1 protein-coding gene (only partly in view) is annotated in these 9,234 nt (G+C 77.3%); it reads left to right on the top strand.

Features of this window, described 5'->3' with window-relative positions:
- The first annotated feature begins 8 nt into the window (after nt 1–8).
- Nucleotides 9–9,234 carry the 5' end (the start) of a type I polyketide synthase gene (locus COO58_RS11730; protein ID WP_098746272.1) on the top strand. Its footprint extends 20,420 nt past the window's final position, so the window shows 9,226 of its 29,646 coding nt (coding positions 1–9,226); its start codon is at nt 9–11; its stop codon lies off the right edge, out of view.

Below are 9,234 nucleotides of genomic sequence, written 5' to 3'. Positions count from 1 at the left end.
AGTAGATGATGTCCACGTCCGCAGACAAGGTCGTCGAGGCGCTTCGGGCCTCCCTCAAGGAGACCAGCCGGCTCAAGCAGCTCAACCAGCAGTTGACCGCGGCGGCCCGGGAGCCGATCGCGATCGTCGCGATGTCCTGCCGCTACCCCGGCGGGGTGTCCACCCCGGAGCAGCTGTGGGACCTGGTCGACGGCGGCGGTGACGCGATCGGCGGCTTCCCCACCGACCGGGGCTGGGACCTGGCCAACCTCTACGACCCGTCCGCCGACCGGTCCGGTCGCTCCACCACCCAGCAGGGCGGCTTCCTCTACGACGCGGCCGGGTTCGACGCCGAGTTCTTCGGCATCTCGCCCCGCGAGGCCCTCGCCATGGACCCGCAGCAACGGCTGCTGCTGGAAACCTCCTGGGAGGCGTTCGAGAGCGCCGGCATCGCCCCGTCTTCGGTACGCGGGCAGAAGGTCGGCGTGTTCGTCGGCACCGCCGCCAACGGCTACGGCGTCGGCGCGGACGGCGGCGCGTTGGACGCCGACGAGGGCTACCTGCTCACCGGCACCGTCACCAGCGTCGTCTCCGGCCGGATCGCCTACGCGCTGGGCCTGGAGGGGCCGGCCGTCAGCGTGGACACCGCCTGCTCCTCGTCGCTGGTCGCGCTGCATCTGGCCGCGCAGGCGCTGCGGGCCGGCGAATTCGACCTGGCGCTCGCGGGCGGCGTGACCGTGATGGCCAGCCCCAGCGCGTTCGTCGGCTTCTCCCGCCAGCGCGGGCTCGCCTCCGACGGGCGGTGCAAGTCGTTCGCCGCCGCCGCCGACGGCACCGGCTGGGCCGAGGGCGTCGGCCTGCTGCTCGTCGAACGGCTCAGCGACGCCCGCCGCCACGGCCACCCGGTGCTCGCCGTGCTGCGCGGCAGCGCGATCAACCAGGACGGCGCGTCCAACGGACTCACCGCCCCGAACGGGCCGTCGCAGCAGCGGGTCATCCGCCAGGCGTTGAGCAACGCCCGGCTCGACACCGGCGACGTCGACGCGGTCGAGGCGCACGGCACCGGCACCACGCTCGGCGACCCGATCGAGGCCCAGGCGCTGCTCGCCACGTACGGGCAGGACCGGGACGGGCACGACCCGCTCTGGCTCGGCTCGGTCAAGTCGAACCTCGGGCACAGCCAGTCCGCCGCCGGCGTCGCCGGTGTGATCAAGATGGTGCAGGCGATGCGGCACGGGCGGCTGCCCGCGACGCTGCACGTCGACACGCCGTCCCCGCACATCGACTGGTCCGCCGGCGCGGTGTCCCTGCTCACCGAGGCCCGCCCGTGGCCGCGGGTGGAGCGGCCGCGCCGGGCCGCGGTGTCCTCGTTCGGCATCAGCGGCACCAACGCCCACGTCATCCTGGAACAGGCCGACCCCGCGCCCGCCCCGACGCCCGACGACGAGCGGCCCGCCCTGGTCGCCGGCCCGGCCACCGTCTGGTCGCTGTCCGCCCGCTCCGCCGAGGCGCTGCGCGAGCAGGCCGCCCGCCTGGCCCGCCACGTCCGCGACCACGCCGACCTCGACCCGGCCCGACTGGCCTGGTCACTGGCCACCACCCGGTCGGTCTTCGAGCACCGCGCGGGCGTGGTGGCCGCCGACCCGGCGCAGCTGCTCGCCGGTCTCGACGCCGTCGCCGCCGGCACGCCCACCGCCGGCGTCGTCAGCGGCCAGGCCGGCGAGGCGGGCGAGGGACCGGTCTGGGTGTTCCCCGGCCAGGGCGCCCAGCACGCCGCCATGGCCGCCGAGCTGATCGGCGCCTGCCCGGTCTTCGACGACGCCCTCGCCGAGTGCCAGGCCGAACTGGACCGCTGGCTCGACGTCGATGTGGCCGCCGTGCTCACCGGCGCCGACGACACCTGGCTGACCCGCTCCGAGGTGGCCCAGCCGGCGCTGTTCGCCGTCGGCGTGGCCCTGGCCCGGCTGTGGCGGCACGCCGGCGTGAGCCCGCGCGCCGTGATCGGCCACTCCCAGGGCGAGATCGTCGCGGCGCACGTGGCCGGCGCGCTGACCCTGGCCGACGCGGTGACGGTGCTGGCGCTGCGGCTGCGGGCGCTGGCCGACGTCGCCGGCACCGGGACCATGGCCGCGGTCGACCTGCCGGCCGCCGAGCTGACCGCCCGCCTGCCCGAGGGCGTCACCGTGTCCGTGGTCAACGGCCCCGCCACCACCGCCGTGGCCGGGCCGTCGCAGGCGGTCGCCGACCTGGTCGCCGAGCTGGTCGCCGACGGGGTACGGGCCCGGCTGGTGGCCGTGGACTACGCCTCGCACTCCCCGGCCGTGGCGCCGGTCGCCGACCGTCTCCGCACCGAACTGGCCGGTCTGACCCCCCGCGACGGCGACGTGCCGATCATCTCCACGGTCACCGGTGACTGGCTCGCCGGCGCCCGGCTCGACGCCGACCACTGGGCCGACAACCTGCGCCTGCCGGTGCTGTTCGACGCCGCCGTGCGGACCGCGATCGCCGCCGGGCACACCGACTTCGTCGAGGTGTCCCCGCACCCGGTGCTCACCATGTCGGTGGCCGCCGTCCTGGACGACACCGGCACCACCGGCCGCGCGCTGTCCACGCTGCGCCGGGGCGAGGACGCCCGGCTGCGGCTGCTGACCAGCCTCGCCCACGCCCACGCCGAGGGACTGCCGGTCGACCTGCGCCGGGTCCTCGCCCCCGCACCGGTCCTCACCGGCCTGCCCACGTACGCGTTCCAGCGCCGGCGCTACTGGCCGGAGCGGATGGCCGCCGGCAACGCCGGGCCGGTCGGACCGGACGTGGTCGACGTGGAGTTCTGGTCGGCGGTGGAACGCGCCGACGTCGCCGCCCTCACCGCCGGGGACGCCGACCCGCAGGTGCTCGCCCCGGCGCTGCCGCTGCTGTCGTCGTGGCGACGCGCCCGCCTCCAACGGGCCGTGCTGGACGGCTGGTCGTACCGGGTGGTGTGGCAGCCGGCCGCCCCGGCGACCGGCGCCACCGTCACCGGTGACCTGCTGGTGCTGCGCCCGGCCGACGACGCCCGCGTGGACGCCTGGCTGGAGTCGCTCGCCGCCGCGCTGCCCGAGGGGGCGGCACTGCGGACGTTGGCCGTCGACCCGGTCCGCACCACCCGGGCGGAGCTGGCCGCCCGGCTGACCGACGAGCCGGGCGCCCCGGCGGCCGTCGTGTCCCTGCTCGGGCTGGCCGAGACCGACCATCCCGGGCACCCCGGCGTCCCCACCGCCGTGGTCGCCACCACCCGGCTGGTGCAGGCCCTGCAGGACGCCGGCCTGACCGCGCCGCTGTGGTGCCTCACCCGGGGCGGGGTGGGCACCGGCCCGGCCGAGCCGGTGGCCAGCGCCGCCCAGCACGCCCTGTGGGGCCTGGCCCGGGTGATCGGTTTGGAACACCCCCGGCAGTGGGGCGGCGTGCTCGACCTGCCCACCGACCCCGACGCCGCGACGTGGACCGAGGTCGTCCGCGTCCTCGGCGGTGGCGCGGGCGACGAGGACCAGGTCGCCGTGCGCCCCTACGGCACGTTCACGCGCCGGCTGGCCCGCACCACGGCCCGCACCTCCGGGCAGCTCACCGGCTGGCAGCCGCGCGGCACCGTCCTGATCACCGGCGGCACCGGGGCGATCGGCGCGCAGGCCGCCCGCTGGCTCGCCGCCACCGGCGCCGAGCACCTGGTGCTCACCAGCCGCCGCGGCCCCGCCGCCGCCGGCGCCCGCGAGCTGGTCGACGAGCTGACCGCCGACGGGGTACGGGTCAGCGTGGTCGCCTGCGACCTCGCCGACCGGGACCAGGTCGCCGCGCTCGTCGACGGGCTGGACGACGTCGCGCCGCTGACCGCCGTGCTGCACGCCGCCGGCGTCACCCGGCTCACCGCCCTGGTCGACACCGACCTGGACGTGTTCGACCACGTGATGGCCGGCAAGGTCGCCGGCGCGACCCACCTCGACGAGCTGCTCGGCGACCGGGACCTCGACGCGTTCGTGCTGTTCGCCTCCATCTCCGGCGTGTGGGGCAGCGGCGACCAGGGCGCGTACGCGGCGGCGAACGCCTTCCTGGACGCGCTCGCCGAGCGGCGCCGCGCCGCCGGCCGCACCGCCACCTCGATCTCCTGGGGCGCCTGGGCCGAGGGCGGCATGGCCACCACCGAGGAGGCGCAGCGGCTGCTCAGCCGGCGCGGCCTGAACCCGATGCAGCCCGCCGCCGCGCTGCTCGCCCTGCGCCGGGCGGTCGAGCACGGCGAGACCACGCTCGTCGTCGCCGACGTCGACTGGGCGCAGTTCGCCCCCGCGTACGCCTCCGCCCGGCCCCGACCGTTGCTCGCCGACATCCCGGAGGCCCGGGCGGCGCTGGCCGAGCGGCCCGCCGACGACGTCGACGACCGGGCCGCCGCGCTGCGCCGGCAACTGCTCGACCTGGCCCCCGCCGACCGGGAACGCCGGCTCACCGACCTGGTCCGCGACCACGCCGCCGCCGTGCTCGGCCACACCGGCACCGACGCGGTACGCCCCCGGCGCGCGTTCCGCGATCTCGGCTTCGACTCGCTGACCGCCGTGGAGCTGCGCAACCAGCTCACCGCCGCGACCGGGCTGGCGCTGCCCACCACCGTCATCTTCGACTACCCGAGCCCGGCCGTGCTGGCCGGCCACCTGGCCGCGCTGCTGCGGCTGCCCGACGGCGACGGCGACGGCGACGGCGCCGACGCCCCGGCCGGCGCGCCGACCGTCGACGAGCCGATCGCCATCGTCGGGATGAGCTGCCGCTACCCGGGCGGCGTCAGCGACCCCGACGGGCTGTGGGAGCTGGTCGCCGAGGGCCGCGACGGCATCACCGAGTTCCGCACCGACCGGGACTGGGACCTGGACCGGCTCTACGCCACCGACCCGGACGCGCCGGGCCGCTCGTTCACCCGCCACGGCGGGTTCATCGACCGGGCCACCGAGTTCGACAGCGAGTTCTTCGGCATCTCACCGCGCGAGGCCCTCGCGATGGACCCGCAGCAGCGGCTGCTGCTGGAGGCCACCTGGGCGGCGTTCGAGCAGGCGGCGGTCGCCCCGGACACGCTGCACGGCACCTCGACCGGCGTGTTCGTCGGCGCGTCCCCGTCCGGCTACGGCGCCGGCGACGAGACCCGCGACCTGGACGGCTACCGGCTCACCGGCGGCGCGCACAGCGTCATCTCCGGCCGGGTCGCCTACACGTTCGGCCTGGAGGGCCCGGCGGTCACCGTGGACACCGCCTGCTCGTCGTCGCTGGTGGCGCTGCACCTCGCGGTGCAGTCGCTGCGCCAGGGCGAGTGCGACCTGGCCGTCGCCGCCGGCGTGAACGTGCTGGTCACCCCGGGCGCGTTCGTCGAGTTCACCAGGCAGGGCGGGCTGGCCGCCGACGGCCGCTGCCGCTCCTTCGCCGCCTCCGCCGACGGCACCGGCTGGTCCGAGGGCGTCGGCGTGCTGGTCGTGGAGCGGCTCGGCGACGCCCGCCGCAACGGCCACCGCGTGCTCGCCGTCGTCCGCGGCTCCGCGGTCAACCAGGACGGCGCGTCCAACGGCCTGACCGCCCCCAACGGGCCCTCCCAGCAGCGGGTCATCCGGGCCGCGCTCACCGCCGCCGGCCTGACCACCGCCGACGTGGACGCGGTCGAGGCGCACGGCACCGCGACTACGCTCGGCGACCCGATCGAGGCGCAGGCGCTGCTGGCCACGTACGGGCGGGACCGGGCCGGCGAGCCGCTGTGGCTGGGCTCGATCAAGTCCAACATCGGGCACAGCCAGGCCGCCGCCGGGGTGGCTGGCGTGATCAAGATGGTGCAGGCGCTGCGCCACGGTGTCCTGCCCCGCACGCTGCACGTGGACGAGCCCACCCCGCACGTCGACTGGTCGGCCGGCGCGGTCGAACTGCTGACCGAGGCCCGGCCGTGGCCGGAGACCGGCCGACCGCGCCGGGCCGCCGTCTCGTCCTTCGGCGTCAGCGGCACCAACGCCCACGTCATCGTCGAGCAGCCGCCGGCGGTCGCGGACGAGCCGGTCGACCGGCCCACGCCGCCGCTGGTGCCGGTGCTGCTGTCGGCGCGCGGCGACGGCGGGCTGGCCCGGCAGGCCGCCCACTGGGCGGACGCGCTGGCCGCGCCCGACCGGCCCGACCTCGCCGACGTCGCCCGTGCGTCGTTGACCGCGCGGACCGCGCTGGAGCACCGGGCGGTGCTGCTCGCCGCCGACCACGACGACCTGGCCGCCGGGCTGCGCGCGCTCGCCGCCGGCGAGCCGGCCGACAACCTGGTCACCGGCCGCGCCACCGACCGGGGTCCGCTGGCGGTGCTGTTCTCCGGGCAGGGCGCGCAGCGCGCCGGGATGGGTCGGGAGTTGTCCGCGGCGTTCCCGGTGTTCGCGTCCGCCCTCGATGAGGTGTGCGGTCACCTGGATCCGTTGCTGCCGCAGCCGCTCAAGCCGGTGTTGTTCGGTGACGGTGACCTGTTGGATCAGACGTGGTTCACGCAGGCGGGGTTGTTCGCGGTCGAGGTGGCGTTGTTCCGGCTGGTCGAGTCGTTCGGGGTGACGCCGGACTTCGTGGGTGGGCACTCGATCGGTGAGGTCACGGCCGCGTTCGTGGCGGGGGTGTTGTCGCTGTCGGACGCGTGTGCGTTGGTGGCGGCGCGGGGCCGGCTGATGCAGGCGTTGCCGGCCGGCGGCGGGATGCTGGCGGTCGCCGCGTCGGAGGCCGAGGTGGCGGCGTCGATCGCGGGTCGGGCGGAGCTGGGTGTCGCGGCGGTCAACGGTCCGACGTCGACCGTGGTCTCCGGGTCGCTCGACGCATTGGACGAGATCGAGCGCTCTTGGCGCGACCGGGGCGTCCGGGTCCGTCGGCTCACCGTCAGCCACGCGTTCCACAGTCCGCTGATGGAGCCGATGCTGGCCGAGTTCCGCGGCGTGCTGGACGGGTTGACGTTCGCCGCGCCGCTGCTGCCGGTGGTGTCCAACGTGACCGGTGCGATCGCGGACCCGGGGGAGCTGACGGACCCGGACTACTGGGTGCGGCACGTGCGTCAGGCGGTCCGCTTCGCCGCCGGGGTGGCCGCGCTGCGCAGCGCCGGGGTGGACACGTTCCTGGAGATCGGGCCGCGCGGCGTGCTCACCGCGCTCGTCCGGGACACGGCCGACACCGCGTCGGCCGTCGCCATCCAACGCGCGGACCGCCCGGAGCCGCGCGCGCTGCTCACCGGGCTGGCGGAACTCGTCGCCACCGGCGGCCACGTCGACTGGACCCCGATCCTCGGCGGCGCCGCGACCGGCCCGGTCGACCTGCCCACCTACGCGTTCGGCGGCGACCGGTACTGGCTGCGCCCGGCCGGCGCCGGCGCCGACGTCACCCGCGCCGGTCTCGGCGCCGCCGGCCACCCGCTGCTGGCCGCCGCCGTCCGGCTGGCCGGCGAGGACGCCGCCGTGCTCACCGGCCGCCTCTCCCTGGCCGCCCACCCGTGGCTCGCCGACCACGTGGTCGCCGGCGCGGTCCTGGTCCCCGGCACCGCGCTCGTCGAACTCGCGCTGCGCGCCGGCGAGGAGTTCGGCCCCTGCCGGATCGGCGAGCTGACCGTCGTCACGCCGCTGGTGCTCCCCGAGCGGGGCGCCGTACCGGTGCAGGTCCGGGTCGGCCCGCGCGACGACACCGGGCGGCGCGCCGTCACCGTCCACTCCCAGCCCGACGACGACCCCGACGGCGACTGGACCCGCCACGCCGAGGGACTGCTCACCGCCGCCGTTCCCACCGACGACGCCGGCCTCGGCGCGTGGCCCCCGCCGCACGCCGCCGAGACCGACCTCACCGGCTGGTACGACGCCCTCGCCGGCCACGGCATGACCTACGGGCCGGCGTTCCAGGGCCTGCGCCGCGCCTGGACGGCCGACGACGGCACCGTCTACGCCGAGGTGACACTGCCCGCGACCGGCCCCGACCGGACCGCCGGGTTCGGCGTGCACCCCGCCCTGCTCGACGCCGCGCTGCACCCCGCCGCGCTGCTGCCCGGCGACGGCACCACCGGACCCAAGGCCCCGTTCGCGTTCACCGGCGTCCAGGTGCACGCCGTCGACGCGGACACGCTGCGGGTCCGGCTCACCCGCGCCGGCACGGCCGTGCGGCTGCTCGCCGTCGACCCCACCGACCGGCCCGTCGTCACCGTCGACGCACTGGTACTGCGGGAGCTGACCGGCGCCGAGCCGCCGGCCGCCGCCCGGGCCGCCCGCGCGCTGTACCGGGTCGCCTGGCACGCCGAACCGCTCACCCCGGCCACGCCGCCCCCCGTCGCGGTGCTCGGCGCACCGCTGCCCGCCCTGCCCGACGCCCCCGCCCACCCGGACGTCACCGGACTGCTCGCCGCCGGCGACGTACCCCCGCTGGTGCTGCTGCCGGTGCCGACCGGCCCGACGTCGCCGGCCACGGTCCGGGCCGCCACCACCGGCGTGCTCGCCGCGCTGCGCGACTGGCTGACCACCGACGCGACCGCCGACGCCCGCCTCGTCGTGCTCACCCGCGACGCGATGCCGGCCCGGCCGGACGACCCGGCCACCGACCTGGCCGGCGCCGCCGTCTGGGGCCTGGTCCGCTCCGCCCAGTCCGAGCATCCCGGCCGGATCGTCCTGGCCGACCTCGACCGGGACCCCGACGCCGCCGCCCTGGCGCTGCTCGCGGCCGCCGCCGACGACCCGACCGCGGCGCAGGTCGCGGTGCGCGGCGACACCACCCTCACCCCCCGACTGTTACGCGCCGACGCCCCGCCCGCCCCCGGCCCGCGCACCCGCGGCGGCACCGTCCTGGTCACCGGCGGCACCGGCGCGCTCGGCGGCCTGCTCGCCCGGCACCTGGTCACCGCGTGGGGCGTCGACTCGCTGGCCCTGGTCAGCCGGCGCGGACCCGACGCCGACGGCGCGGCCGAACTGGCCGGCGACCTGACCGCGCTCGGCGCCCGGGTCCGGGTGCTCGCCGTCGACCTCACCGACCCCGACGCCGTGCGTGACCTGGTCGCCGGGCTCACCGACGGCGACCGGCTCGCGGGGGTGGTGCACACCGCCGGCGTGCTCGACGACGCGGTCGTCACCGGCACCGACGCCGACCGCCTGGCCCGGGTCCTCGCCCCCAAGGTCGACGCCGCCTGGCACCTGCACGAGGCCACCGCCGGGCTCGACCTCGACCTGTTCGTCACCTACTCGTCGATCGCCGGCGTGCTCGGTTCCCCCGGCCAGG

It is taken from the genome of Micromonospora sp. WMMA1996, from assembly GCF_002573675.1.
In the GTDB taxonomy this organism is placed as follows: Bacteria; Actinomycetota; Actinomycetes; order Mycobacteriales; family Micromonosporaceae; genus Micromonospora; species Micromonospora sediminicola.
This window is presented reverse-complemented; position numbering and strand designations above follow the sequence as displayed.